The 25,789-nt window shown below is 70.7% G+C and carries 16 protein-coding genes; 9 read left to right on the plus strand and 7 right to left on the minus strand.

The window, feature by feature from the left end:
- Positions 1–154 precede the first annotated feature (154 nt).
- Positions 155–1,162 (minus strand): CU044_5270 family protein, encoded by a 1,008-nt coding sequence (locus IOD16_RS23440; protein WP_201436162.1) that lies wholly within the window; start codon positions 1,160–1,162, stop codon positions 155–157.
- On the minus strand, positions 1,155–1,676 hold the full coding sequence (locus tag IOD16_RS23445) for an RNA polymerase sigma factor (RefSeq protein WP_170185339.1): 522 nt from the start codon (positions 1,674–1,676) through the stop codon (positions 1,155–1,157). Before IOD16_RS23445 ends, IOD16_RS23440 begins: the two co-directional genes overlap by 8 nt.
- 352 nt (positions 1,677–2,028) lie before the next feature.
- Between IOD16_RS23445 and IOD16_RS23450 the strand changes: the two genes are divergently transcribed.
- The gene (locus IOD16_RS23450) at positions 2,029–4,782 is read left to right on the plus strand and encodes a hypothetical protein (RefSeq protein WP_201436163.1); all 2,754 of its coding nucleotides are present in this window, start codon (positions 2,029–2,031) and stop codon (positions 4,780–4,782) included.
- A 248-nt stretch (positions 4,783–5,030) separates the two neighbouring features.
- On the opposite strand, the gene IOD16_RS23455 is transcribed toward IOD16_RS23450, so the two are convergent.
- Entirely contained in the window at positions 5,031–6,035 is a 1,005-nt protein-coding gene (locus IOD16_RS23455; protein ID WP_201436164.1) for a DUF2399 domain-containing protein, read from the minus strand.
- Positions 6,036–6,642: 607 nt separating this feature from the next.
- Between IOD16_RS23455 and IOD16_RS23460 the strand changes: the two genes are divergently transcribed.
- Positions 6,643–8,277 carry an RICIN domain-containing protein gene (locus IOD16_RS23460; protein WP_201436165.1) on the plus strand — a complete coding sequence of 545 codons (1,635 nt, stop codon included), beginning with the start codon at positions 6,643–6,645 and terminating at the stop codon, positions 8,275–8,277.
- A 137-nt stretch (positions 8,278–8,414) separates the two neighbouring features.
- Here IOD16_RS23460 and IOD16_RS23465 read toward each other — a convergent pair whose 3' ends face one another.
- Both IOD16_RS23465 and IOD16_RS23470 read right to left on the minus strand, forming a co-directional pair.
- Positions 8,415–9,887, minus strand: a complete 1,473-nt coding sequence (locus tag IOD16_RS23465; RefSeq protein ID WP_201436166.1) for an MFS transporter — start codon at positions 9,885–9,887, stop codon at positions 8,415–8,417.
- 55 nt (positions 9,888–9,942) lie between these two features.
- Entirely contained in the window at positions 9,943–10,839 is an 897-nt protein-coding gene (locus IOD16_RS23470; protein ID WP_123746966.1) for an ABC transporter substrate-binding protein, read from the minus strand.
- 194 nt (positions 10,840–11,033) lie between these two features.
- Here IOD16_RS23470 and IOD16_RS23475 point away from each other — a divergent pair, with 194 nt between their 5' ends.
- Genes IOD16_RS23475 through IOD16_RS23490 form a run of 4 tightly spaced genes read left to right on the plus strand, consistent with a single transcriptional unit; the run spans position 11,034 to position 16,210 of the window.
- Positions 11,034–12,656 (plus strand): ABC transporter substrate-binding protein, encoded by a 1,623-nt coding sequence (locus IOD16_RS23475; protein ID WP_201436167.1) that lies wholly within the window; start codon positions 11,034–11,036, stop codon positions 12,654–12,656.
- A 46-nt stretch (positions 12,657–12,702) separates the two neighbouring features.
- Positions 12,703–13,725, plus strand: coding sequence for an ABC transporter permease (locus tag IOD16_RS23480; protein WP_201436168.1), 1,023 nt, complete (start codon positions 12,703–12,705; stop codon positions 13,723–13,725).
- Positions 13,722–14,594 (plus strand): ABC transporter permease, encoded by an 873-nt coding sequence (locus IOD16_RS23485; protein WP_201436169.1) that lies wholly within the window; start codon positions 13,722–13,724, stop codon positions 14,592–14,594. Before IOD16_RS23480 ends, IOD16_RS23485 begins: the two co-directional genes overlap by 4 nt.
- A complete protein-coding gene (locus IOD16_RS23490; RefSeq protein WP_201436170.1) occupies positions 14,591–16,210 on the plus strand; it encodes an ABC transporter ATP-binding protein in 1,620 nt (539 codons plus the stop codon). Before IOD16_RS23485 ends, IOD16_RS23490 begins: the two co-directional genes overlap by 4 nt.
- Before the next feature lie 21 nt (positions 16,211–16,231).
- Here the strand turns inward: IOD16_RS23490 and IOD16_RS23495 are convergent, their stop codons facing one another.
- A complete protein-coding gene (locus IOD16_RS23495) occupies positions 16,232–16,672 on the minus strand; it encodes a hypothetical protein (protein ID WP_123746961.1) in 441 nt (146 codons plus the stop codon).
- 93 nt (positions 16,673–16,765) lie between these two features.
- Positions 16,766–17,119 carry a transposase gene (locus IOD16_RS23500; protein ID WP_201436171.1) on the minus strand — a complete coding sequence of 118 codons (354 nt, stop codon included), beginning with the start codon at positions 17,117–17,119 and terminating at the stop codon, positions 16,766–16,768.
- 672 nt (positions 17,120–17,791) lie between these two features.
- Between IOD16_RS23500 and IOD16_RS23505 the strand changes: the two genes are divergently transcribed.
- The 3 genes from IOD16_RS23505 (at position 17,792) to IOD16_RS23515 (ending at position 25,356) form a co-directional block, all read left to right on the plus strand.
- Positions 17,792–18,082, plus strand: a complete 291-nt coding sequence (locus tag IOD16_RS23505; RefSeq protein ID WP_201436172.1) for a hypothetical protein — start codon at positions 17,792–17,794, stop codon at positions 18,080–18,082.
- Positions 18,083–18,376: 294 nt separating this feature from the next.
- The gene (locus tag IOD16_RS23510; protein ID WP_201436173.1) at positions 18,377–23,977 is read left to right on the plus strand and encodes a hypothetical protein; all 5,601 of its coding nucleotides are present in this window, start codon (positions 18,377–18,379) and stop codon (positions 23,975–23,977) included.
- Positions 23,974–25,356: a hypothetical protein gene (locus tag IOD16_RS23515; RefSeq protein WP_201436174.1), complete on the plus strand. Its 1,383-nt coding sequence runs from the start codon at positions 23,974–23,976 to the stop codon at positions 25,354–25,356. The genes IOD16_RS23510 and IOD16_RS23515 overlap by 4 nt, the downstream gene beginning before the upstream one ends.
- Positions 25,357–25,789 lie beyond the last annotated feature (433 nt).

Raw genomic sequence — 25,789 nt, forward strand, 5'->3', positions numbered from 1 at the left:
GGTTGTCAGCCGCCGCGGAATCGACCAGCACGGCATGACGCGGGTGTTCCCCGACCACGACAACCACTGCACGCAGAGGTGGTGCGGCCACCGACCACAACCACCTCTGCGTTCACCGGACTTCAAGCGGTCCAGACTTCAGGCGGTCCGGACTTCAGGGGCGGACGCCGATCCCGTCGACCACCGCCGTCGTCACCGAACCGGACTCCACGACCGTCCCGGCCGGCAGGGTCCCGTCCGACTCGGTCAGCACGCGGCGGTCGCCGATGAACTCGCCGGTGGCCGGGTCGACGATGACCTCCTGGCGGTCGTCGCCGTCGGTCACGGCCAGCGCGACGCCCCGCCTGCCGTCGAGGTTGGCCGACTGGTCGACCACCTCCAGGCCGGGCAGCAGCGCCAGCGCCCGGAACAGCGCGGCCCGCAGGTCGGCGGGCGCCTTGCCGCTGCGCAGCAGGTCGGAGGCGAGGACCAGCGCCTCCTGGTGGTCGCTGGACCCGCGTCCCCGACCGTCCGCGAGCAGGCGCTCCAGCAGCGCTTCCGGCGCGCGGGGCAGGCCGGCGATGAACCGGGCGTTGGGCTGCTGCCACGCCCCCGGGTCCTCCTGGCACTGACGGTCGCACCGGCCGCGGACCTCGTCCTGCGCCGCGGGCCGCAGGTCCACCCCGGCGTTCCGGGCCTGTTCCTCGGTGCCGACCAGCCAGTCCCGCCGACCGGTGTCCCGGGGGCGGACCAGGTACTCCTCGCCCTCGACCGCGGGCAGCCACACCTCCAGGACTTCCTCGCCCAGCCACCGGAAGTCCTGCCCGCCCTGCCGGGTCTGCACCGCGGACCGGCCGCGGCTGATCGCGTACCGGTACTGGCCGGGGCCCAGTACCGGGTCCGTCGTCGTGATCGCGTCCGCCGCCCTGGTCAACGTCTGCGCCGCCTCGGCGGTCGCGGGCGTCGGACCACCCAGCGCGACCTGGGCCAGCACCCCACCCGCGGCCAGTGCGGCGACGCCCGCGGCGACACCCCACCAGCGCCGCGCCGGCCTGCCCGCCGGCCGTCCGGTCGCGGTGAGCGCCAGCACCTTCTCCCGGTTGGTGGCGAAGCTCTCGTCGGTCATCGGAGCCGTGTCGCCGCGCACGTCCCGCACAACGTGGTCCATCTCGTCCTCACGCATCGCGCGCCTCCTCGGTCCTCAGCTTCGTCCTGGCCCTGTGCAGGCGCGTCCGCACCGTCTGCTCCTTGATCCCGAGCACTTCCGCGATCTCCGCCGCGGTCAGCTCGCCCCACGCCACGAGCAGCAGCACATCGCGCTCCTCGGCGCGCAGGCCCGCGATGGCCTCGGCCATCCGCCGGGCGCGCACGTCCGCGTCCACGCTCTCCGCGACCCGGTGGTCGACTTCGTCCTGGGTGGACCGGCGGCCACCGTCCCGCGCCCAGGCCCGCAGCCGGGTCTCTTCAGAACGGTGGTGCCGCCGCAGCAGGTTGGTGGCTATCCCGTACAGCCACGCCTTGGGTCCGGCGCGGGTCGGGTCGAACCCCGCCCGCTGCTCCCAGGCGACCAGGAACACGTCGGCCACGAGGTCGTCGGCCACCGCCGTCCCGGCCCGCCGGGCCAGGTAGTGGTGCAGCGGGCGGGCGTGGGCGTCGTACCAGGCGGCCAGCACTTCGGGTCCGTCCAGCCGCTCCACCGGGGGACTCCTCCTACGCGTCACGGGGACGCTGTCGGTTCGCACGGAACTGATTGCCGCTCGCCGCCGCGAGCGTTCCCGCGCGCCCATCCTCGGTGCCCGCCCCGAGCAGAGCGCGCCAAGGCCGCGAACGCTTCGCCGTCACCGTCCCGCGCTGTCAGGAGCCGGAACACGTGCCGTGCGACCGGGGCCGACCGGCGAAATGCCGACACCGGACTCGATTTGCGAACACCATTTCCGCAGTTGTGCGGAATTCGCAAACCGCATTCCCCTTTCACAAACGCGGGTACGGGGGCACGGGATACAGTCATATTCCCTCATTCGGGATTCGCACTCGCGCCGGAGGAGAACCGTGATCGACATCCACGCCGCCGACCTGCCGTCGCCCGTCGAGGTCATGGACGAACTCCTGAAGCTGGTGCAGGACCTGACCGAACGCCCCAGGTTCGGCGAACTGCCCGGCGGGCGGCCGGGTGCCCGCGCCGGGAACGACCGGGGCATCCCGCTGGTCTGCCTGGTGCGCGAGCGCGAGTCGGCCGGGCTGCTCAAGATCCTGCGCGCGCATCTGAGCGTTGCTCATCCGGGCCGGATCCCGCATGCCTACCACCAGTTCCCGGACGCCGAGGAGGACAACACGTCACCGAGCCAGGTCGCGGAAGTGGGCGCGGTGCTGGCGGAGGTGGCCCGCGAACTGTCGAGTGCGGCCAACGGGCGCTACGGGCGGCACGTGTTCCCGCGTTTCCGGCTCGTCTACTGGTTGATGAACCAGCCCGCCGAAGGCGGCTACGACGAGTCGACCACGAGCCTGCTCACCCGGCTGCGCGAACGCGACCTGCGGGGCCGCAGTGAAGAGGACCTGATTCCCCGGGAAGCGTTCGACAGCGCCGCCGAAGCCGCGCCGTGGTGGGCGCGCGTGGTGCTGAAGTTGTTGCCCTCGTTCTTGTTCCGGGCGAAGCTGCGCGGTCTGGTCCCGGGGCGGGAGTACCGGTGGTTGTTGCGCCAGCCCTACCTCGCGCCGCACGACCCCGGCACGTTCCTCGGCTTCGCCGAACGGCTCACCGGCACGCTCGCGCCCGGCCGGCGCCCGGCGCCGCACGAGGACACCGGGCAGCTCGCGAAGCTCCTGGTCAACGCGTTCCTGGAGGACGTCCGCCAGGGGTACCGGCGGACGCCGTGGCGGGTCCGCTCGGCCCGTCGCACCGTCTACCCGGTGGTGCTGCTCGACGGCATCCGCCGCGACAACGGCGGCTACGCGCTGCTGAAGCTGATCAACGACGTGCGCAACGACACCGGCGCGTTCGATCCGCTGATCATCATCAGCGGCAGCGAGAAGGTGCCACCCGACGCGGCGGCGGCCGACGAACGGGCCCCGGCGTGGGTGGAGAACGCCGGGCGCGCCTACGAGACCTGGACGCGCAAGCTCGCCACGAACAGCCGAGCGCGCCGACCCACGGCGTGGTTCCTGCCGCTGCGGGTCCGACCGGTCGAGATCGAACCCGACGAGGTGCCGCCGCCGGCGACGCTGACCGTGCGGCCGGCCCCGGTCTGGTCGCGCACGTGGGTCCTCGCGGTGGTGGCCGTGCTCCTGCTCGGTGCGGTCGCGGCGAGCGGGTACTGGCGGATCACCACCGTCGCCGAGGAACGCGACCGGCACTGCGGGTTGTCGCCGGGCGATTCGAACTTCGAGACGCTGGCCAGGCTCGACTCCGCGGGCTCCGCCGACTGCGTCGGAGTGAGCAGCAGGGCGATCCCGCTGCTCGACGGCGAGAGCAGTGAGCTCAGGGACCGTTTCATGCGCGTGCAGGAGAAGATCGCCTCGCAGAACGAGCAGGTGGAACAGGCCAACGAGGACAACCCGGACCGACCCTACGCGACGGTCGTGTACGTGTCGGCGATGAGCGGCCGGCCCGAGTTGCTGGCCACGAACACCGCCCGGCTCATGGGCGTGGCCGCGATGCAGGCCCGGTTGTTGGACGACCGCGGCAACGGGCACCCGCTGATCAAGGTGTTGCTGGGCAACGCCGGTCGGACCATGCAGCACGGCGACGAACTGGTCGAGCACCTGAGGACCTGGATGCGCCGCGACCCGACCGTCGTGGGTGTGCTCGGCCTGGCGCAGAGCCGTCAGACGACCCGCGAAACGATCACCAAGCTGGGCAGGCAAGGACTGCCCACCATAGCCGCCACCCTGTCGGCGAACGAGTTCCCCGAGGTGTCGTCGAGGTACTTCCAGATCTCGCCGAACAACGACCGGGAGGCCGTCGTCGCCGTCGAGTACGCGAACAGGGAGTTCGCGGGCCAGGACAAGGTGCAGATCGTGCGTTCGACGGACGACGAAGACCTCTACTCCGCCGATCTCGCCCAGAGCTTCCGCACCCGGTTCACCGACGGGAGCCTGGGGAAGACGAGAGAGGTGCTGCCCGACCTCGCCTACCAGCCCACCACCGACAAAGACCACACCGACGCCCGCGCGATCGGACAGGAGCTCTGCAAACGCACGGCGGACACGCTGGTCGTCTACGCGGGGCGTCCCGGCGAGTTCTCCGACCTCTTGGACGGCATCGCCGGCACGTGCTCCGGACAGCTCGCCCTGCTGGCAGGCGACGACGTCATGCGGCACGCCGCCAACGCGGACCTGCGCGAGAAGCACCCGAGCGTCACCTACGACGTGCTGTCCTTCGCGGTCGGGGCCGAGTTCTGCGGCGCGAAGGAGGACATCTACCGGAAGATGCAGCAGATCTTCAAGTCCGAGTGCGAAGCGGACCAGAGGTCCTTCGTCGACGGTCAGGCGACACTGGCCTACGACGCCCTCGACCTCTACGCGCACGCCATGAAGGAGCTGTTCCCCGTCATCAGGCCGTCGTCCGGCGACCTGTGGAAGACGATCAGCGACATCGGCCGTCCCCCGGTGAACCCCGGCACCGCCGGCGACACCGCCCCCGACCCGAGCAGTCGGCCGGTGCTGGAGGGCAAGAGCGGAAAGATCGACTTCCGGGGAGGTCAGGTGCCGCACGACAAGCGGATCTCGGTCCTCCGGGTCACGCAAGGCGACCCTCCCGTGCTCCGCGCGACCTGCGACCAGTCCTGCGTCCCGACCTCGGGTTGAGCGAGCCGGCCGCCTTCCGCCTCGCGCAGTTCGACGACAGGAACCGAGCCACGAGCCGCTCCCACCTCCGGCCATCGCCGTCATTCGTTCAGGCGTTCCGGGGTCCCGCCCTTCAAGAGGACGCGGCCCGCATCCGCGCACTCGGCGAACGCGCCGTCGCCACCGGCCTGACCTGGCTGGCCTGCGGCGGATCGGGCGCAGGGTGGTCGAGGGGCGCAGGTGGCGGGGATGTGAAGCGGTTCGCGTCGTCAGAGGAGTGACGGCAGCACGTGCTCCTCGGTGACCATCAGGCCCGTGGTGGCCATGATCCCGGCCAGGTCGGGATCCCAGGCGGCCTCCGGGGGGCGGCTGTTCAGCGTCGGCAGTTCGATGCTGCGGGCGATCAGCGTGGCGACGGCCTCGCGGTAGTCGTTCGCCGACATGCGCCACGCCGTGCCGTCGGTCCAGGCGAGGATGTCGTTGGTCGTGCGGATGCCGTCCGGCGTGAAGTCGTTGTGGCAGCGGACCGTCTTGCCTTTGAGGTGGTGCCTGGCCTGGGCGGTGAGGCCGTTCGGGAGCACCATCAACGGGCCGGGCACGCCGGATTCGAGCAGGCGTGGGCTGCGGACGACGGTGATCTCCGGGGTTTCGAGGGTGTCGTTCAGCGTCAGGTAGCCCTGGGAGGTCAGCACCGGGTCGCTGTAGGCGTCCTTGAGGATCCCGGCTTGCTCCCAAGTCATGCCCATGAGTTCGAGCGCCTTGCCCACGATGCGGGTGAGCGGCCGTCCGTCGTCGAGGTCGTTGCCGGCCAGGGCGAACCGGGTCGTCGTCGGCCCGAGGCTGCCGAGCACCCGGGCGGCCTGGTTGGCGAGCATCGGCAACGCGGGCTGCGGGATCTTGCCGTGCCGGCGCACGTACCCGATCCACGGTGCGGCCCACGGTTCGTGCAGCAGGTCGTGCTCGCGCAGTGCGAACTTCAGCACGGCCTCGGCCGTCGACGCTTCCCCGGTGGTGGACATGTCGATCGGCTTGCCGTGCAGCGCTTCCAGCACCTCGGTCAGGGTGCTGCCGTGCGCGCGGACGTGCTCGTCCAGGCGCGCCAGGGAGATCTGCCGGCGGGCCGGGTGCGCGACCGGCTTGCGCAGCAGTTCGGCGAGCGCCGCGGCGGTCTTCTCGTCCTCGACGCGAATGCTGAACGCGGACCGGCCGCCGCCCTCCAGGGTCTCCCGGGCCAGCCGCCACAACTCGGCCAGTTCAAGTCGGTCCAGGTCCACGGTCCGAGTCTAGTTTCGCGATCCGCACGGCGCGCACCGGCTCCGGGCACCTGCGGGGTGCCGGAACTCCGCACCGAGGCGCTGCGGTGATCGCACAGAAGCAGCTGGAGGAGCCCGATCACGGGACCCATCGCGGGTGGCCGGCGGCCGACGCGCTGCGGGCATACTTCCGGTTTCGCGGCCGTCACCCGGACTGACCCCCGGCGGCCACCGCCGGGCTTAATGCGACTATCGAAGCCTCAATTGTTCACAAGTGTGACCAGCACCCGTCGGTTCTGTTCACAAGTATGACCGCAGACATTGATCCGAAGCCGGCGGATGATCAATTGGACCGCCTCCCACCTGGGCGTTCGATGGCATTCGACACTTACTCGACGCCGGTCGCCGAAACCGTCATTGACCGGCCACTTCCAGACCATCTAGCATTCGACGGGAAAGCGATTCCCACAACGACGTGAGGAAGCACCTCGGACGCGTGGTATTGGCCATCGCGCACCGGTGCATTTCTCGCCGGCGGGTTCCGCCCAGCGTGAATGGTCACCGCCGCCAGATCCGGCGTCCAGGTAAGCCAGAAGCGGAGTAGTCGATGAATGTTCAACCTCCCATCGTGCGCGCCGCACGGCCGCGCGGCGCGCGATGGCGTGCGGGCGCGGCAGCGGTGGCGGGCGTCACGGCGTTGGCCGCCACGCTCGTCGCCTGGCCGATCACGACCGCTTCGGCGGCGATCGGCGCGGGCACGTACACGGTGAAGAACGTGGGCAGCGGGCACTGCCTCGACGTTCCCAACGGGAACACGACCGCAGGCGTTCAGCTCCAACAGGCGTCGTGCGGCACCGCCGGCAGCCAGCAGTGGACGTTCACGGCGGTCAGCGGCGGGTACCGGATCAGCTCGGTCGCCACGGGACTGTGCGTCGGCGTGCAGGACGCGTCCACGTCGGCCGGCAAGGCGATCCAGCAGGTCGCGTGCACCGGCGGCGCGGGCCAGACCTGGACGGTGACCGCGAGCGGCAGCAACTACCGCCTGGTGGACACCAACAGCACCAAGTGCATGAACATCAAGGACAGCTCGACCGCCGTCGGCGCCGGGGTGCAGATCAACTCCTGTGACAGCGTGGCCACCAAGCAGTGGACGTTGACCCCGGCGAACGGCGTGACGACCTCGACCACCACGTCGACCTCCACGTCGACGTCCACCAGCACGACGACGTCGACCACGACCACCACGACGTCGAACCCGCCCACGGGCGCCGCGACCGGTTTCGCGGCGATGAACGGCGGGACGACCGGCGGTCAGGGCGGGGCGAGGGTCCGGGCCACCACGGGGACCCAGATCCACCAGGCCCTGTGCAGCCGGGCCGGCAGCTCCACCCCGATCATCATCGAGGTCGAGGGCACCATCAACCACGGCAACACCACTCAGGTGTCGGGCGGCAGCTGCTCGACCGCCTCAGGGGTGATCGAACTCAAGCAGATCAGCAACGTCACGATCATCGGCGTCGGCAGCGGAGCGGTCTTCGACCAGCTGGGCATCCACATCCGCGAGTCCCGCAACATCATCATCCGGAACGTGACGATCCGGAACGTCAAGAAGTCGGGCTCGCCCACGTCCAACGGCGGCGACGCCATCGGCATGGAGAGCAACGTCCGCAACGTCTGGGTCGACCACACCACCCTGCTCGCGTCGGGCGGCGAGTCGGAGGGCTACGACGGCCTGTTCGACATGAAGAACGGCACCCAGTACGTGACCCTGTCCTACAGCACCCTGCGCAACTCCGGCCGCGGCGGGCTGATCGGTTCCAGCGAGAGCGACCTCTCGAACGGGTTCGTCACCTTCCACCACAACCTGTACGAGAACATCGACTCCCGCGCTCCCCTGCTGCGCGGCGGCGTGGGCCACATGTACAACAACTACTACGTGAGCCTCAACGAGTCCGGCATCAACTCCCGGGCCGGCGCCAAGGCCAAGGTGGACAACAACTACTTCAAGAACTCCAAGGACGTCCTCGGGACCTTCTACACCGACATGGCCGGGTACTGGCAGGTCAGCGGCAACATCTTCGACAACGTCACCTGGTCCACGCCCGACAGCGAGCACAAGCCCGCCGGGCCGGACGTCAAGTCCACCACCACGGTCAGCATCCCCTACAGCTTCACGCTCGACCAAGCCGCCTGCGTGCCTACCGTCGTCGGGCGGACCGCAGGCGCCAACACGGGCATGAAGGAGTCGAACGGCAGCTGCTAGCAGCAGCGCTTCGCACGGCGGCTACCGAGCCACACCGGCCCGGTAGCCGCCGTTTCGGCGTGAAAGCCCGAGACCTCGCGGCGGCACGGCTGTCGTCCGCCGCCGAGTCGACGGCACGGGAGGGTCGAGCGCGACTCTCAAGGAGTAGCGACGGTGGGGTTCACCTCGTGGCGCGCTCGGCTCCGGCGGCGCAGGTCCACGACCACGACGACGAGTGCCGCGCACAGGAACAGGCCGGCCACCGCGGTGGCCCGGTCGAGCGCGTCGCGGTGCAGCGCAGCGGGGGCGTCGGTCAGCGTGGAGCCGGCGCCGTAGATCGTCGAGTAGTAGGCCATCGACGCGGCCGCGACGCCGGTGCTGTTGCTGACGCGCTGGCCGAGTTGGCCGATGGCGCCCGCCGCGCTGCCCTGTGCGGGTGGGACGTCCACGAGGGTCATGGAGTGGTTGGGCGAGACCACCAGTCCGCCACCGAGCCCCTGCACGAGTTGCAGCGCCGGGATCACCGCCAGCACGGCCGCCGTCGACAGGTCCGAGTGCAGCAACGCCAACGTGCCCAGGGTGCCGGCGAGCACCAGCAGCATGCCCGTGCCGGTCAGCACCCGGCCGAGTCTGGCCACGTGCCGGCCGCCGAGCCAGGCGCCCAGCACGGACGTGGCCGACGAGGGCAGCACGACCAGGCCCGCCAGGAACGGGGTGACACCGCGGGCTTCCTGGAGGTAGACGGTCAGCGCGAGCGCGACACCCGGACCGGCGGCGAACCAGGTGAGGGAGACGAGCACACCGTTGCGGAACGACGGGATGCGCAGCAAGGCCGGGTCGATCACGCCCGAGCGGCCCGCCGCGACGCGTCGCCGTGACCGGGCGGAGAACAGTGCCGCGAGCACGACCGCCAGGACCAGCGCGAGCCACCGCGCGTCGACGTCGGAGGGTCGACCGGTGGTGAGGATGAGCGGGGTCAGCAACGCGACCAGGGCCAGGCTGCCCAGCACGACGCCGATCACGTCGATGTCCGGCGGGCGCCGCCCACCCTGGTCACGGCCGACGGCGGGCAGCAGGGTGCGCACGGCGACGATCAGGGCGATGCCCACCGGGACGTTCATCACGAACACGCCTCGCCAGCCCAGCAGCGGTGTGGTCACCAGCAGCCCGCCCAGGCTCGGGCCGAGTGCGGTCGCCACGCTCACGCACATGCCGTAGACACCGAACGCCTTGCCCCGTTCGGCCGCCGGGAACAGCTGCTGGACGATGCCCATCACCTGTGGCATGAGCAGGCCGGCGGCGACACCGAGCAGCGCGCGGCCCGCGATGACGACGCCCGAGGTGGGCGCGACCGCGCACAGCACGCCGGCGGCCAGGTAGAGGTAGGCGCCCGCGTAGACGAGCGCGAGCCTCCTGCCCGCGTCGCCGATGCGGCCCGCGGGGACCAGGGTGATGGCGAAGCAGACGACGTAGGCGGCCTGGATCAGCTGGATGCCCGCCGGTCCGGGCCGCAGCGCGCGCTCGATCGCGGGCACGGCGATCGACACCTTGTGGATGTCGAGCAGCAGGAAGCCGGCGGTGGTGCCGCACAACAACAGCACGGCCGGGCGGTTGACGACGGTGGTGGGCATCGCGGGACCCCGTGACGGCGGCGCGACCGCTGACCGCGCCGCCGTCCGCCTGTCCTCAGGCCTCCTGGAGGATCTTGCCGGAGTCGACGAGCGCGCCGAACTCGTTGCCCGAGTCGATCAGCCCCCAACTGGCCACCCAGTCCAAGGTCCGGGTGAACTGGTCCTCCGGGTACGGGCCGGGGTGCACGTAGCGCAGCCGTCCGGTCTTGAAGTCCTCCGGCGCCAGCTCGGCGACCGGCGCCGCCTGGGCGATGAAGTGCTTCAGGTACGGCCGGATGTCCTCGTGGATCCGGTCCACACCGCGCGTCACGGCCCGGTTGATCCTGGTGAAGGTCTCGGCGTCGAGGGAGTCGTTGGCGACCTCCGCGCCGTAGTAGTGCGCCTCGGCGAGCACCTTGTAGCCCTGCTTCTCGGCGACCGTGATCCACGGCTCCATCACCGCGACGGCGTCGATGTCGCCGTCGCGCAGCGCTTCGAAGCGCTCCTTGCCCTTGATGCCGACCAGGTTGATGTCGGCACGGGGCAGGAAGCCCTCCAGCGTTTGCAGCACCAGGTAGTGCGAGCCGTGGTGGAAGTTCACGCCGACCCGGACGCCGGCCAGGTCGCCGGGGACGTTGTACGGCGAGTCGGGGCGGACGATGATCGCCTGGCTGGCGACCGCGGCGCGACGTGCCACCACCTTGCCGTTGACCTGGCTGTCCTGGGAGCGGCGCAGCTGGCCCCACTCGCAGGCGTTGTACAGCTGCGAGGCGCCGGCCTCGAACAGCTTGAAGCTGCTGAACGAGGACACCTTGCGCGGGTCCTCGATGAAGCGGAGCCCGGTTTCGTCGGAGGGCCGGTGGCGGATGAGTTCGACGTCCAGCCCTTCGTCGGTGAAGTAGCCCTCCTCCTCCGCCACGTAGTACGGCAGGTAGAAGACGGCGCTGGTCGCCTCAATCTTGATCTTCGGCATGAGGTATCCCCAAGGACGAACGTTAGAAGTTCTACGGCGAGTGCCCGCCACAGACTAGGACGGCTCCGCGCTTCGCCGTAGAAGTTTCATATAGCGAGACACCATCCACTACACCCGACGACAGCTCTAACGTTCTGGCGCACACGCCGACTGCGGACGGCGCACGTGCTCGAGACGAGAGTGGGTCACCAACGATGAAGCGGCACCTCCGCGACGCGACCGGCCGCGTCCGGCTCCCCCGACGCGCCACCGCGGCGCTCGCCCTGTTCACGTCAGCCGGTCTCGTCCTGTCCGGCTGCGCCGCGGCGGGCGGCGGCGTGCAGACCGTGAGCAGCACGCCGGTCAAGGGTGGCGTGCTGAAGTACCGGGCGGCGGGCGGCGGCAAGTCGCTCGACCCCGCGACCACGACCGGCTACGGCCTGGCCGTGCCGTTGCGCGGCCTGGTCGACTCCCTGGTGTTCAACAACCCGGACGGCACGTTCGCGCCCTGGCTCGCCACGAAGTGGGAGGTCAACGACAACGCCACGCGGTACGCGTTCACGCTCCGCCAGGACGTCACCTTCAGCAACGGCGAGAAGTTCGACGCCACCGCCGTCCGGCTGAGCTACCAGGCGCTGCGCGACGGTGGCGCCAAGTACGCCGTCGCCAACCAGTGGATCGGCGCGCTCGCGCAGATCACCACACCCGACCCCCACACGGTCGTGTTCGACCTCGTCAAGCCGAACTCGTCGTTCCTCCAGGCGGTGTCCAGCACCGTGCTCGGCGTCGTGGCGCCCGCCACCGCCCGACTGCCGTTCGAGAAGCGCCAGGAAGGCCTCGGCATCATCGGCTCCGGGCCGTTCGTGGCGGCCGAGAGCCGCGGCGAGGAGGGCTACACCCTCGTCCGCCGGGACGACTACGCCTGGGCGCCCGAGCCCGCGGCGAACCGGGGAGCCCCCCACCTCGACAAGATCGAGGTGCGCAACATCCAGGACAACAGCATCGCCGCGGCCGAACTGCGCTCCGGCGGCCTCGACCTGCTGCACAACACCGAACCGGCGGACAAGACCGAGTTCTCCACCAGCCGGGACATCACCATCCGGCGGGAGCCGCTGCCGGGCTCGGCGCTCGGGTTCGCCGCCAACATCGACGTGCCGGGACTGGACGACGTGCGGGTCCGCCGCGCACTGGCCCTGGCCGTCGACCGCGACGCCGTGCTCAAGCGCGCCTCGGCGATCGACATCGCGCCCAAGGGCGCCTACACCGCGAGCAACCCGTACTTCACCGACCAGTCCGACAAGATCAAGACCGACGTGGCGGCGGCGGAACGCCTGCTCGACGAAGCCGGCTGGCGGCGGGGCGCCGACGGTGTGCGCGCCAAGGCCGGCGCGCGGCTGTCCCTCGAGCTGGTCTACAGCCCGTCCACCATCTCGCACGAGCCGAACATCGCCGTGGTCCAGTCGCAGTGGAAGGCCATCGGCGTGGAGCTGAAGTTCGGCAGCCTCACCCAGGCGGAGCTGAACCAGCGCCTGCAGTCCGGCAACTACTCGTTCTCGTGGGGCTCGGGCACCCGCCCCGACGCCGACGTGCTGCGCTCCACCTACGGCGGCCTGGACGAGGAGCTGGACGAGGTCTTCGACCAGATCCTGGCCGAGCCGGACATCGCCGCGCGCAAGGCGCTCGCCACGCGCGCCTCGGAGATCGTCCTCGACGAGGCCTACTACATCCCGCTCTACGACTTCATCCAGCCGCTCGCCTACCGCAACAGCACGCACCTGCCGCTGCTGGAGGCCACGCACATCCCGTGGCTCGGCGACGCCTGGATCGACCAGCAGTGACCGGCCGGGGCCGTCGCCGACGGCCCCGACCCGTTGGGAGCAAACGATGAGCGAACCAGTCCCGTCCACTCGCGCCGGCGCCGCGCGCGACCTCGCCCGCGTCGTGGGCGCCAAGCTCGCGCACGCCGTCGCGGTGGTCTTCGCGGCGTACTCCGCATCCTTCTTCCTGTTGTTCGTGCTGCCAGGCGACGCCGTGCTGGCCCGTGTCGGCACCACCGACACCATCGGCTCGGCCGACGTCGCCGACCTCGACCTGGACCTCCTGCGGGACGAGATCGGGCTGTCCGACAGCCTGTGGACCCAGTACCTGAGCGGATTGGCGGGGCTCGTGCGCGGCGACCTCGGCCACTCCCTGATCACCGAGCAGCCGGTCACGACCCTGCTCGGCGAGGTGCTGCCGAACACGATCACGCTGGCCCTCGCGTCGCTGGCGCTCTCGGTGCCGCTCGGCTTCCTCCTCGCCGTGCTCGCCGTCAACCCGCGCGCGCGTGCGGTCCGCTCCCTGGCTTCGCTGGTGCCGTCGGCCTACGTGAGCCTGCCGGTGTTCTGGGTCGGCGTCCTGTTCATCTACTTCTTCTCCCTGACGCTGGGCTGGTTCCCGTCCAACGGCAGCCGGGGGTTCGCCTCGCTGGTGCTGCCCACGGCGGTGCTGGCGCTGCTCGGCGCCGCGCAGTTCGCGCAGGTGCTGATCAGCGGCCTGCGCGCCGAACTGGGCGCCACCTACGCGGCCGTCACCGCGCCGGCCAAGGGCGCCGGTCGCCTCCACACCCTCTACCGGCACTGCCTGCGCAACGCGTCGTTCCCCTTCCTGGCGGTGTTCGGCCTGCGGGTCGGGCAGCTGCTCGGGGGCACGGTCGTGGTCGAGGTGGTGTTCTCCCGCGTCGGGCTCGGCAGGCTGATGGTCGACTCGGTCAAGGCGGTCGACCTGACCGTCGTGCTCGGCCTGGTCGTGGTGCTGGCGGTCGCCTACGTGGCCGTGAACGCCCTGGTCGACATCGGGTACGTGCTGCTCGACCCACGTCTGCGCCGCCGTGCGGCGAGCGCCGTCGCCTCGGAGGTCCGGGCGTGACCGACACCATCGCCACCACCGTCGTCGAACCCCTCCCCACGTCGCCGGGCGCCTCAGTCCCCCTCCGGCACCGGCGGCGGCGGATCCGTGAGCTGCACGTCCTGTCGGCGCTGTTCGCGTCGCTGGTGCTCGTCGCGCTCTTCCCCGGCCTGGTGACGTGGCACGACCCCTACGAGCTCGACGGACTGCCGTTCACCCCTCCCGGCGTCGACTTCTGGTTCGGCACCGACGAGATCGGCCGCGACCTGTTCTCCCGGGTCGTGCACGGCCTGCGGATCTCCCTGTTCTCCTCGGTGCTCGCGGTCGCGGTGGCCCTGGTCGGCGGCGCCGTGGTCGGCGTGCTGTCCGGGCTGCGGCCCGGTGGTCTGCTCGACCGCGGGCTCGGCATCCTCACCGAGGCGGTGATGGCCGTCCCGGGCGTGCTGCTCGCGCTGGCGGTGATCACCACCTACGGCCGCGGCGCGTTCGTGGCGGCGATCGCCATCGGCGTCGGCGAGGCCACCGGTTTCGCCCGGCTGATCCGCGGCTGCGTGGTCCGGTCCGGCACGCTGACCTACGTCGAGGCGGCCCGCACCTGCGGCGCCGGTCCGCTGCGGGTGATCGCCCGACACGTGGTCCCGAGCATCCTGCACCCCGTGCTGTCCTACACCGCGCTGCACTTCGGCCTGGCCATGCTGGCCATCGGCTCGCTGAGCTACCTCGGCTTCGGCGAGGCGCCACCGTCGGCGGAATGGGGCGTGCTGATCGCGGGCGGCCAGAAGTACCTGGCGCACGCCTGGTGGGTCGCCATCGTCCCCGGCCTGGCGCTGACCTCCGTGGTCGTGCTGCTCAGCCGCATCGCCTACCTGTTCCAGGAGGACCGCGCATGACACCGCTCGTCCGCATCACCGACCTGACGGTCACTTACCGGCACGCGCGTGATGGCGCCGTGGACACCGCGCTGGACTCGGTCTCCCTGGAGATCCCCGAGGGCCAGGTGACCGCGGTGATCGGCGAGTCCGGCTCCGGCAAGAGCACCCTCGCCCACGCGGTCGTGCGCCTGCTCCCGCGCAACGGGCACATCGCGGGCGGTCGCGTCGAGTTCGCCGGCGAGGACGTGCTCCGGCGCGGCGACAAGGACTTCCGCGGGCTGCGCGGCCGGCACATCGGGTTCGTGCCGCAGGACCCGATCGCCTCCCTCAACCCGACCAAGACGGTCGGCGCCCAGCTGCGCGAGGCGTTCGCGCTGGCCCACTCCACCCTGTCACCGGACGAGGTCGCCGCCCGGATCCGGCAGGACCTGCTCGACCTGGGGTTCGACGACCCGGACGCGCTGACCGCGCGCTACCCGCACGAGCTGTCCGGCGGCATGCGCCAACGGGTGCTGGTGGCCATCGCCTTCTCCCAGCGACCCGCGCTGGTGATCGCCGACGAGCCGACGAGCGCACTGGACGTGCTCGTCGGCCGGGAGGTGCTGCGCGCCATCCACACCGCACGCGCCAAGCACGGCACCACGGTCGTGCTCATCACCCACGACCTCGCCCTGGCCGGTCGCCACGCCCAGACGGCGGTCGTGCTGCACCGCGGCGAGGTCGTCGAGTCCGGTCCGATCGGCGAGGTCTTCGCCAACCCGGGGCACGACTACACCCGCACCCTGCTGGCGAGTTCCGCCCGGGTGTCGCGGGGCCGCGTGCTGGGCATCGCGGAGGCCTACGTGCGGCGGCCGAACCAGGCGGTGCCGGGTGAGCCCGCCGCACCGCCGGCGATCGAGCTGGTGTCGGTGGCCAAGCGGTTCGGCACCGCCAAGCGCGGCACCCAGGCCGTCGACGACGTCTCCCTGGTCGTGCCGCGCGGCACGACGTTCGCGCTGGTCGGCGAATCCGGCTCGGGCAAGACGACCACCAGCCGGCTGATCCTCGGCCTGGAACGCCCCGACCGGGGCGTGGTGCGGGTCCTCGGCCGTGACGTGCCGCTGCTGCGGCGCGCCGAACTGCGCGCGCTGCGCCGCGACGTGCAGGTGGTGTACCAGAGCCCGTTCGAGTCGCTGAACCCCCGGATGTCCCTGCGCGACATCGTCAGCGAGCCGCTGGACTCCTTCCGGACCGGCACCCGCGCCGAACGCCACGCCCGCGTGCGCGAACTCCTCGACCTGGTGCGCCTGCCCCAGTCCTATGAGGACCGCAAGCCGGACGAGCTGTCGGGAGGCCAACGGCAGCGCGTCGCCATCGCCAGAGCACTGGCGCCGCGACCCGAACTGCTCGTCCTGGACGAACCGGTGTCCGCTTTGGACGCCACCGTCCAGGCACGCGTGCTGGACCTGCTCGTCGAGCTGCAAGGCGAGCTGGACCTGACGTACTTCCTGGTCACCCACGACCTGGCGGTGGTCGCGGACATAGCGCGGCACGTGGCCGTCATGCGCGCCGGACGCATCGTGGAGCACGGGCCCACCTCACAGGTGATCCTGGCGCCACAGCACGACTACACGCAGGCGTTGCTGGCCGCGTGAACCCCGTCCCGGCCGGCCGGTTCAACCGGCCGGGGCGGGCACCACAGCGCGGATGTCCACGTCCAGCACCGTCGACACGGCGGGCAGCACCCGGCACCCCGCGCGGTACTGCTCCAGCAGCAGCTCGACATCCGGCTCGGCCAACCCGTCCACGAGCACCTCGACCAGCACCCGGCCCACCTTGAGCCGGTTCGGGGTGTAGCGGGACGTGCGAGCGCGCACGTTCACGGCCCGCGTGCCGGGGTTGTCCCCGTCGGGGTCGCCGTCGGAGCGCAGCACGTTGAGGAGGTTGACCACGAGCGCGGAGACCAGCAGGTCGAGCGGCCCGGGTGCCCTGCCGGGACCACCCGAGGCCACCGAGCCGTCCGCGAGCAGCTCGAACGCCGGTCCGCGGACGGCGAACCGTCCGCCGACGTCGGTCGTGCAGCCGGTGATGGCGCTGATGTAGTCGTACCCGGTCATCTGCCCTCCGAGAGCGCGAGGTCGCGTGTCCAGTGTGCGCCAACGACCCCTTCGGACCCGAGCCGTACCGCTATTTGGACACCGCGGGACCGGTCACCGCTTGGCCAACTCCGCGGCGAAGATCACCGAGGCCTTCTTCAGCACCTCGATCTCCTCCTCCATCGACCCGATCCGGACGTGCGCGGACTCCAGTTCGGCCTCCAGCTCCGCGATGCGGGCCAGCAGCCGCTCCCGCGGCGCCTGCCGCAGCCTGGCCGCCTCGCCCACGCTGAACATCCCGTCGTCCAGCCGCTTCACCCAGATCCGCAGGGACTGCTCGCCGACCTCGAACTCCTCGGCCACCTCGCGCAGGACCGACCGGTTGCCCGGCTCGGCCTGACGGCGCTCGACGACGCGGCGGACAGCGGCGTTGCGCACCTCGTCGCTGTACTTCCGCTCGAACACCATGACCGCCCTTCCGTCATCACCGTCCCGACACAGCGTAACGACTGTTCGCGCTCCCCGGCCCAGCCAGGGCGCGCTTGCCCGGCGCCCGGGATCGACGGTGCGCGGACCACCCGGCGACCGGCTCGGGACGGTCCGGCCTCCGACCTGAGTTCCAGCCCACGGTGCGCAAGCCGGCCGTGGAGGAGTCGCCGTCGACGAGCTGCGGAGGACCCGTGACGGTGGACGCGGATCACCCGCGGTCCCGGCGAGTTCGCCGAGCAGCTTGCCGAACGTGTGAACTTCCTCGACGCCCGGCACGGGCGGCGGTTCCCCAAGGGGCGGTGAGGAACTTCCGCCAGGTCGGACCATTACGTGTGCCGGGTCGATGCCCGCGTCCTGCAGAACCTGCCAGACCGTCGAGTAGGCGATCAGGCGCCCGAGACGGGCAAGTTCGCCTGGATCCGTCGGACCCCTCGAGGGTTCTCCCTGGCGAGCCGCAGCACAAGCGATCTGATCGCCACTCGTGCCGGTGGGCGTCCGGTACGTCGGTGCGGAGTAGTCCCACTTACGGGCTACGAATCTGCGACGCCAGGCGAGCAGGGTGCCCGGCGTGACCCTGAAGATCTCCGGTCACCGACGACGATCCACCGACCCGGACAGGGCGGCGAGCCAGAACCGGTCTACGGGCTCGTAGTGGACCGGACCCGTGAGCTGCCGGCGAAGAACTGCTTTCTCGTGCCGCAGCACGAGCAGTTCGACGTTCTTTGCCGTCTCGCCGCGCAACACCATGGACGGCAAGGACAGCAGTTTTCAGGTCACCTTGAACAGCAGGGACACATCACCCGGACATGCGCTCAAGACGGTGAAGCTCGCGTTTTACCCGCAGCGATGACTTTTCGAGTGGCACACAATGCGCTGGAAGCCGTGCTCAACGCCTTCGCCATCACGTTGGGTGACCGTCGACCGAACGCCGAAACCTGCTGATCAACAACACCGGACGCCGATCACGAGACAGACCCGCCCTCGATCTAATCGCAGCCACAGGGACCACAACGGTTGATCCGGAAATCCGGGCCAGCGGGAGGAATCGACTGCGCACTCGCCGACAATGTCGCCCGGCCGGTGCCGCCCCGCAGACGTCAACGTGGGCAATACGTCACTTTTGGATTACTTTTCACTCACGGTTTCATGTCACGCCGACGCGTCGCCGAAACCGCAAAAATGTGCACTCGGGTGCCTTCTTTGCGCCATTCGAGTGAGACAACGGCTCACGTCGGAGTGGCGACCCGATTCACTCCTTCGTGTAGGTCGGATGATGGGGTAAGACTTCGCTCCGTGACCGCCGACCTTCCTGCCGAGCTGCGCAAGTGGCTGACGGCGCTCAATGACCCGGACTTCAGCGTCCTGCTCGCGGTGTGCGACCAGCTGCGGATCGCCGCTCAGATGCCCCCTCCGGCCAGAGATGCCCGGCCGCCTGTCCGACGCGAGGTGCGGGCCGCTCGGGCGCACGCGGTCAAGATGTCGTCGCACCAGTTGACGCACCTCGCCGTCGGTGCGCTGTCGATCGCGACCCGGGTGCTGACCACGCACTGCAAGTTCACGCCGGACGTGGTCGGCGACCCGGACCTGGACCAGCTGCGCCGGATGTTGGTCGCCCTGGGCAACCCCCTCGGCCGGTTGGCGCTGTTCGGCCTGCTGCTGGGAGACGTGCCGGTGACAGCCCTGGCGACACGTCACCGAAGCGACCTCGAAGCGGCTCTCAAGGACGCGGGACGGTCACCTACCGCGGCGTTCGCCGAGGCTTACGAGCACTACGAGCACCCGTCCGAAGCCCTCCAGGACGACACCGCGGCGCGTGCGAACGGGAACGCTCAGGGCGTGATCGTTCCGGGCGTGACCGCCGAACCGCGCATGGCCGAGTTGGACGTCCTCGAGAAGGCCCTCGGATCCCTGCGCGATCGTGCCACGCAATTGGCCGAGCTTCTCCGGTGCGTCGCCGACGCCACCGTCCGCGGAACCGAACCGGATCACGATCTCGACAGGTCGTTGACCGAGTACCGCGAGCAGCACAAATCCTTCTTCGACTCGCTCGCCGGGCTGATCGGGAAGGCCGGGATCCCCGACTTCGACAGTGCCGGCGCCTCGCTGGCCGAGTTCCGCGTCGAGGTGTCAGCGCGCCTGGAAGAGGAAGAGGAGACGGCCCGGCTGGCCGCCGAGCAGCGAGCTGCTGTCGCGCGCATCGCCGAACTGCGGAAGCAGCTCGGCGAGCTCGAAGAGCTCGCCAAATCCGTGCCCGACAACGCCCGCGAGTCCTTGCGGGCGGCGGCGCGGGCGGTGGAGGCCGACATCGAGCGGTTGCGGATCGCCGCCGATATGCCATTGACCGAGACCCAGACCTCCGACACCGACACCGCTGTCACCGCCACCGCCGCCACCACCGGGCCGGCGTTGCCGGTGGCGCCGGCTGCCGCGTCGCCCGAGGAGCCGACAGCGGTGCCGATGCGCGACGAAGCTGTGAACCCACCGCTGGAGGAGGTGGCGAGCACCGAGGACACGGCAACTTCGCAGGACAACGACGAACTCGCCATCGGGTTCCCCTGGGAGGAGGGCCAACCGCCGCTGGCGGTGGAACTGGCGGGCAGTGGCAGGCTCGTAGAGGCCTACTGGGTGACCGCGATGTCCGGCGAGCCCAACCGGCGCAGCGCCGTGCTGCAGTTCGCCGTGGCCGCGTACGCGATCAACAACAACACCGACGCCACCGCCGTCCTGGCGGCCCTCGAGCTGGACGCGCAGGAACTGGCCGGTGACGCCGACGCCGCCGCGCTCGCGACCACGGCCGCGCTGCGCGCCGCGCTGATCGCCGGCTGGGGCCACCCGATGCTCACCCAGCTGCGGCCCGAACTGGTGCTGTCGACCCGCTGGGCGACCCTGATCGACACGACGATCGACGCGGTCCGCCGAGGTTTCCGCATCGACGATGGCCTGGGTGGGCTCCTGCTCGAGGACGACGCCCACGAGGCACGCCTGGAACTCGGCCGTCGAGCCCGTGAGTTGGCCGAGGAGCTGCCCCGTCGCAAGAACGCCTACCAGCGGGCGACCCGGGTGTTGCAGCGGTTGATGTTCACCGAGCAGCCGCTGGCCACCGCCCTCGACGTGGTGGCCAAGTGGTCGGACGGCCACGCGGACGGCCACGCCGTGGGTGCCGCGTTGTCGGCGATGAACGCCCCGGGCGCGATCGACGCGATGATCGAGTCCGCCGACGCCGCCATGCGGACTCCGAAGCAGGCGAGGGAACCCATAGTGGCAACCGCGCTCCGGACGTTGGTGCGCGCGATCGAGGAGGTGCGGACGATCCTGCGTGAAGCCGACTTGGTGAGCAGGCGGTTGACCGCCACCCAGTCGGAGGACCAGGCCGTCGCGACCCGGCTGTCCCAGGCGTTGGTGGACGTCGAATCCGCCGAGCTGCCGTCGGGCATGTCCGGTGTCGCCATGGCCCTGTTTCGCCGGTGGTTGCAGCGGCCCGGCGAAACCATCCGGGTCGGGTACGCCGCCGTGGGCGGCGGTGAGGCCGCGTTCAGCCTGGCCGAACCGAGTCCCGACGTCCTGCTGGTGCTGCCGGACCTGCCCAGGGACGCCTGGGGTCGGCCCAACCCGGAGGACCTGCGGACTCCACTGGTGCTGGCCGAGCTGACCCGCGAGCCGGACCTCGAACGGGCCGTCTCCGCCTACTGCGAGCGCGGCGACCTGCGCAGCGCGCGCCGGGTGGTCGAACTGGTGGAGGAGGGTTTCTGGGCGGTCGACCAGCCGGCGGGTCCGCTCCGCGACATCGTGGAGGGCGCCACCCGGTCGTGCACGAAACTCCACAATGCCGCCCTCAACAGGGCACGCGACCTCTTCGCGCGCATTCGCACCCAGAACCTCCTGGACCCCGAGGACGAGACCGCCGTTGCGGGACGGCTGGAAGCGCTGGCCACCGTGGACGACGGCGCGTTCGACGAGGCGTCGGCGAGTCTGGCGCGGCTCGCCGAGGAGCTGGACGCGAAGCATCGTTCGCGGGTCGACGACCTGCGGAACGAGATCGCGACCTTGCCCGTGCGGGCCGCGGACCACGATCGGATCGTCTCGCTGCTCGGTGACGGTGACACCGTCACCGCGTCGGAGTTCATCGCGTTCGTCCGAGCCGGCAAGGCCCTGCCCGAGCAGGTGGAGGAGGCGGCCGGAGACGTCAAGAGCTTCGCCGGGATGTTCGCCCACGAGCACGGGCGCATGCCCGTCGGAGCACTCGAGTGGGCCGAGCTGGCGGCGAACGGGGCGGCGCTCACCTCACTCGCGAGCACGGGTCTCCAGGCGTGGGAATCGCTGAAGAACCACGACGGTGTGAGCGGGGACCGATGGGCGAACGCCGTTCGGGACATCCTACGGACCCTCGGGCTCCAAGCCGCCAACCGTCCGCAGGAGATCAACCGTGGTGCCCGGCGCGGTTTCCGCAAGTTCAGGGTGCAGGGCACCCCGTCCGACGGCTCGTACATCTCGACTCTGGGGTCGGCCGCGAGCAACTACACCGTGACGGTGGTGGTGGAGGAGCACCGCGGCCGTCGGTCGGTGCTCGACGTGCTCGGCCCGGAGGACACCGGACGCGCCAACGTCGTCCTGTACCTCCACCCGATGGACCTGCAGGCCAGGCGGGGCCTGGCCGCGGAAGCCACCCGCAGCCCAGTCCAGGCCCTGGTCATCGACCCCGCGGTCATCGGCTGGGTGGCGGCGAACGCGCCCGGCTCGTGGCGTGCCACCCAGCGCATCACGTTGCCGTGGACGGCCTTGAACCCCTACACCCCCTTCGTGGCGGGGCTGGTACCGCCGGAGGTGTTCGTCGGCCGGGTCCGGGAGATGGCGGAGGTCATCGACCCCAACGGTGGGCTGTTCATCTACGGCGGGCGTCAGCTCGGCAAGTCGGCGCTGCTGCGTCGCGTCGAGGCGACGTTCAACGACGGCGAGTACCGGTTCGCGGTCTACATCGACCTGAAGGGTCGGGGTATCGGGGAGGCGGAGCCGGCCAGCCGGATCTGGCGCGAGCTCGTGCTGGAGCTCAAGAAGGCGGGCGTGCTCTCCGACCGGGTCTCCCAGGACGCCCCCGCCGACGTCGTGGTGAACCAGGTCCGGGCGTGGCTTGACCAGCACCACGGCCGTCGGCTGCTCCTGCTGGCCGACGAGGCCGACGCCTTCCTGACCGCGGATTCCCGCGGGATGCCGACGGCGGGCGGTGTGGCGCACTTCCCCAACGTGCTGCGACTGAAAGAGCTGATGGAGTCGACAGACCGGCGGTTCAAGGTCGTGTTCGCCGGTCTCCACCAGGTGCAGCGCTTCGGACATCTGTCCAACGTGCCGCTGGTCCACGGTGGGCCCGACATCCTGGTCGGCCCTCTGGACCAGGTCGACGCGCGCAGGCTCGTCGTGGCGCCGCTCGCCGCGCTGGGGTACAGCTTCGAGCGGCCGGAGCTCGTCTGGCGCCTCCTCTCGGCGACCAACTACCAGGCCAGCCTCATCCAGATCTTCTGCGAGGAGCTCGTGCGGACGCTGCACAACCGCGTCTCACACGCGCAGGCGTTGCCGGTGCCCATCAGGGAGAGCGATGTCGAGGCGGTGGCCGGCAGCGACCGGGTGCGTGCCCGCATCGCCGAACGTCTACGGATCACGATCAACCTCGAGGACCGGTACCGCGTCCTCACGCTCGTCATCGCCCTGCTGAGCTTGAAGGACAGGTTCAGCACCGATTACGGTCCCGAACAGCTCCTCCAGGAGGCGCGCGAGCACTGGCCGGCGGGGTTCGAGGACCTTACCGCGTCGCAGGTCAGCATCTACCTCGACGAGATGGTCGGCCTCGGCCTGCTGATCCGGCTGTCCGGCCAGAGCAGGTACGCGGTGCGGAGCCCCAACGTGGTGAACATGCTGGGCACCAAGGCGAGCCTGGAGCTGGAACTCCGCGAGACGGCGTTCGACCTGCCCTACGAGTACAACCCGCGGGACGCGCGCAGGCTGCTGCTCAGCGCGCAGGGGATCCAGCGACGCAGCCCGCTCACCGACGGCCAACTGTTCGACCTCGCCGCGGACGGGGCGGTGTCCGTGGTCACCGGCACCGAAGCACTCGGCGTCGCCCGCGTGCCGGCGGCGTTGAAGGACTACGCGGAGATGCGTGGCAGCCGGGTGGAGGTACACGCGTCGACGGCCGACATCGCGAAGGCCGTGACTGCGGCCGTGCGCCGCAAGAGGCCGACCGTCGTGGTAGCGGACCTGCGTGAGGGGACCGTGGCGGAGGTCCTGCAGGTCAAGGACCGGCTGTCCAAGGACCGGTTGGCCTCCGTCCTGCTGGTCAAGCCCGCGGTCGCACGGGAGGTGGGCGCGGCGGTGCCGGCCGAGGTGGTGCGACCCGCCAGGTGGACGGCGAGCAGCCTGCGCAGCTGGCCGGAATGCCCGTTCGACGTGCTGGACTCGCGGGTGCGGCTGATCGAGGCGACCGGTGGGTGGACGGAGCTGGTGGAGGAAGTCATCGCCTGGGTGGTCACGCGCGGTGCGACCCAGGCCCAGGCTCTGGAACGGGTGGTGCAGTCGTCCGCGGACCTCGAGTGGGCGCGGGGCTTCCTCGACCGGGCCGGCGTCGACGGGTCGCTGATCACCCGGATCGGATCGTGGGTCGACTACCTGGACTTGGGCGAGGCGGTGTCTACGATCGACGTGGCCGCGATGCTCGAACTCGACCTGGCGAGCGCCATCGACCTGCTGGACGGCCTGGTCGACCTGGGGGTGCTCGACGAGGGCCCGGACGGCGTCGTGCTCGACCGGGTGGTGCACCGCTGCATCGCCACGGTCCGCGGGAACTCGTGAAGAGCGGTCGCTGGGACCTCGGGTCGCTCCCGGGGCCCCGGCGGCACCTGGACGTGCTGTCGGAAGATCTGGACGGCGGGTGGAGCTGCATCTGGCTCCTGCCGGACGACCTGGTCGTCCACGGCGCCGCGGACGGGCTCGTCGACCTGCTCGAACTCCAGCTCGACAGCGTGCGAGTGCCCCCACCGGAGGTGCGCAAGACGAATGGGCAGCACGTGGGTGCCCAGGTCGCGGGGTCCGCCGCCGACACGCTGCCTGCCTGGGCGCGCAGCACGTCCGGGGTGTTCGACTGGGACGAGTCGATCGACACGGCGCCGGTCACGACCGTGGAGAGCACGTCCTCCGTGGCGGAACGCCTGCTGCTCGCGTTCAAGGACCCGTCCGACGATGCCGGCGACCCGCTCGCCGTGCTGGCGTCGTCGGACTGGCTGCGGCGGAAGGTCGTCGTCGTGCGGGCCTGGGCGGAGCACGACGCGGACGACGTCGCCTCGGTGTTCACCAGGCTGACCGCTTCCTCGAAAGAGCACGGTGTGCCACCGGAGGACCGCACGCGGGTGCTTGTCGCGGCCAGGCCGGGTGACCTGCCGTCCCGCCTGCTCGACAAGGTCGACCCGGTGACGACCAGGGTGCACTGGTGGTGGAGCGCGTGCGACCGGCTCGACACGGCGGTGGTCACCACGGCAACCCGACCCCGGGTCGCCCGGCGGGGGCACTCGCACCGGATCGACGTGCGGGAACTCGTGGCGGTAGAGGTGATCGTCGAGGTGGCCGGTCCCGACCTGCTGCTCGCGGAGGGCCTGGCGTCGTCGTGGGACGGTCGCCGGAGCACGCTCCGCGAGCGGATCGCCGCTTTCGCGCACGCGCAGGACGATCTCGTGCCGGACGCCGCCCGGCGACGGCGCGGCGGTGGCGGGCGACCGGCCGAAGAGCTGAGGCCCGCGTGGAACGCCGGCGCCCTGGAACTCTGGGACGGGCAGCTCCGGATCAGTCCCGCGGTGCGCGGGGCGATCGGCTCCGCGGTCGACTTGGACAACCTCGTGTGGAGGGGGCAGAACCGGGCGCTGATGCCGCTCGTCGACAGCTGCCGGGCACGGCTCGAGCAGACGGTCCGCTCAAGGGCGAGCACAGCCGTCCTCGCCGAGCTGGGCCGGGAGTTCCGCAGCGGAGCACCCGCCGCCGAGGAAGGGAGCGGTCGCGCCACCTTGGAACTCGGCGCGATGGCGTGGGCGGTGTCCACCTCCCGAGTCAGGCTGTCCCGCTCGGACAGGGATCTGCTGTTCTGCATGAGGGACACTCGAAACGCACTCGCCCACCTGAGGCCGCTCGACGACGAGGACCTGGACCGCGTGGCCGCCCTCGTGCCCGACCTGACGTGGTGACGACGCGCCGTCGTGACCTGACCTCGTGTCGCGCACCGGTAGCAGGACCGTTTCGTGACGTGAGGGGGTCACCTCGGTTGGTGGGTCACCGCAGTCGGTCGCCCGGGGAAGGGCTCGTACACGTCATCACGGAGCCAGCACGCGCTGCTGCACCGACTTCCCGGTCGATGCGCTTCGTCGGCTCAAACTGCTGGTGTGCCCGGAGACGGTCCTGCGGTGGCACCGCGACCTCCTCGCGCGCCGCCACGCTGCCGGGTCCCCGTCCCCCGCGGCTCGGCCGACCGTAGACCATCCTGTGCCGCTCGAGAAGTCATCGTCGCTGGTACAGCAAGGGCACAATCGTCTTTGGGAGCATGGCCGGGTAATCGTGTCCCTGCTGTACGAGGTGGCCCGGAAGCTGCTGTCCGTCCCGGCGGTGTTGCTGCGCAGTCAA

Origin of the sequence: Saccharothrix sp. 6-C (genome assembly GCF_016695385.1) — a bacterium.
Classification (GTDB): Bacteria; Actinomycetota; Actinomycetes; order Mycobacteriales; family Pseudonocardiaceae; genus Actinosynnema; species Actinosynnema texasense.